Origin of the sequence: Alicyclobacillus tolerans, from assembly GCF_900142255.1 — a bacterium.
Lineage (GTDB): Bacteria > Bacillota > Bacilli > Alicyclobacillales > Alicyclobacillaceae > Alicyclobacillus_I > Alicyclobacillus_I tolerans.
This window is the reverse complement of sequence record NZ_FRAF01000057.1, coordinates 1-2,218: the sequence shown is the minus strand read 5'-3', so window position 1 is coordinate 2,218 and position 2,218 is coordinate 1. Positions and strand designations below refer to the sequence as shown.

Annotated in this window: 2 protein-coding genes; both read left to right on the top strand. The window is 51.7% G+C overall.

Annotation, left to right across the window (positions count from 1 at the left end; all coding sequences use genetic code 11):
- Positions 1-263: 263 nt before the first annotated feature.
- Positions 264-1,811 (top strand): IS21 family transposase, encoded by a 1,548-nt coding sequence (gene istA / locus BUA75_RS15300; RefSeq protein WP_072875495.1) that lies wholly within the window; start codon positions 264-266, stop codon positions 1,809-1,811.
- Between the two features lie 81 nt (positions 1,812-1,892).
- A partial coding sequence (locus tag BUA75_RS15295) for an ATP-binding protein (protein ID WP_165612059.1) occupies positions 1,893-2,218 on the top strand: 326 nt, incomplete at its 3' end.

The window sequence follows — 2,218 nt, the reverse complement described above, 5'->3', positions numbered from 1 at the left end:
TGCATATTCCGGAATCTCTTGGACAGGGATTCCGTTAAGTCTTGGACGTTAATTCCGAAAACTCTCGGCCCTCTATTCCAATAACTCTTGGACACCAATTCCGAAAAGTCTTGGACAGATAATATCCTCGTTCAAGGCCTTCCCACTTCGCTCCTCCAAATCGTCTGTGTGGGCTACCAAGTCAAGCAGGGAACTTACCCCTTTTGTCGGATTTTGTTGTATCCGCGAAAGGAGGCACTGTCTTGGCTGAATGGAGGTTGCCCATGCCAAAGCTCAAGGAAATCTTACGTCTGTACCATGAAGGAGGAATGAGTCGTCGAGCTATCGCCGCCAGTCTAGATATCTCACGTAGTACCGTCACCAATGTTCTAACTCGTGCTGAGACAGCTGGTGTTGGTTGGCCGTTACCTTCCGAGTTGGAGGACGAGTCCAAACTGGAATCCACGTTGTACCCCGCTGTCACGGGTCGACCGCGAAAAATTGAAGAGCCAGACTGGAACTACGTGCACCAGGAACTACGTAGGAAAGGCGTCACCTTACAGTTGTTGTGGATCGAGTACAAGCAGGAGCATCAGGATGGATACCAGTACAGCCAATTCTGCGAACATTATCGCCAATGGAAAAAGAAGCTAGATATATCCATGCATCAGCAGCACCGCGGTGGTGAAAAGATGTTTGTGGATTACGCAGGACAAACGGTATCAATCATCGACCCAGACACTGGGGAGGTCCGTGAAGCGGAGATCTTCGTTGCTGTGCTTGGAGCCAGTAATTACACGTACGCGGAAGGACAATGGTCGCAGAGCCTCGGAGATTTCATTGGTGGACATGTGAATGCCTTTCAGTACTTTGGTGGCGTACCCCAACTCATCGTTCCGGACAATCTGAAATCAGCAGTTAAGAAGTCAGACCGCTATGAGCCCTCTACAAACCGAACCTACGCTGAAATGGTGCGACATTATGGTTGTGCCGTCATGCCAGCACGGCCCTACCGACCGAAAGACAAGCCGAAGGTCGAGGTGGGCGTCAAGACCGTTGAGCAGTGGATTCTCGCAGCCCTGAGAAATCGAAGGTTCTTTAGTCTTGGGGAGTTGAATACTGCCATTCATGACGCCTTGGAAACGCTCAACAATAAGCCGTTTCAAAAGCTGGAGGGCACGCGCGCATCCCTGTTTGCCGCCGTGGATAAGCCGGCCCTCCGAGCGCTACCGGCCATCCCCTACGAGTTTGCTCGTTGGGTTCAGGCCCGTGTGGCTCCAGACTATCATATCGAGGTCGACAAGAACTACTACAGTGTGCCCTATTCACTGGTGCGAGAGTACGTAGATGTACGCATCAGCGAAAAGATTGTTGAGGTGTTTTTACGTGGAAAACGAGTTACGAGTCACGTTCGAGAAACACATAGCAAATACAGGCACATCACTGAACCAGCCCATATGCCAAAGTCCCATCTGGCGCACATGGAATGGACACCAGAAAAGTTTATCAACTGGGGCAGAACTTTCGGACCGTACACCGCCACCGTAACAGAGCAGATTTTGCATCGAAAAGCGCATCCTCAACAGGCCTACCGTTCCTGCCTAGGGCTACAGGCTCTCGCAAAAAAATTTAGCAGAGAACGAATCGAGTCAGCTTGTGCACATGCGGTTTCCATCAATGCGTGTACGTATCGTAGCGTGAAATCCATTCTCGAAGCCGGCATTGATCAGGTGACGTTAGACCTCGACACCGATAAACCCACGCCGATTCATGAAAACGTTCGTGGGGCTGCGTACTATAGCTCCAGTTTCTCAACCGGGAAGCCAAACTAGTTCAAGTATGACCGGGTGCCGGTGTTCGGGTGCAACGGACACCGGTCAACCCCATTAAAATCTCTTAGGGGGAATCTATCAATGCTCAGTAACCAAACGATTAACACACTTCGCCAACTTCGACTCAACGGCATGGCAGACGCCTACTCTCGCCAACTCAAGGATGCTCACGCCGCAGAACTGACCTTTGACGACCGCCTTGGACTCCTTGTCGACCATGAATGGACGCTCCGTCAGAACCGCCAGTTATCTCGGCTGCTCCAAGCCGCTCATCTCAGGGTTCAGGCGGCGCCGGAAGAGATTGACTACCAAGTACCCAGGGGCTTAGACCGCTCACTCATCCAACAATTGCTCACAGGCCAGTGGCTGACAGAACGACACAATTTACTGATCTCCGGCCCCACCGG

Excerpts from the sequence above, each read along its gene's own strand:
- istA (WP_072875495.1), top strand. The coding sequence starts at position 264 with ATGCCAAAGCTCAAGGAAATCTTACGTCTGTACCATGAAGGAGGAATG.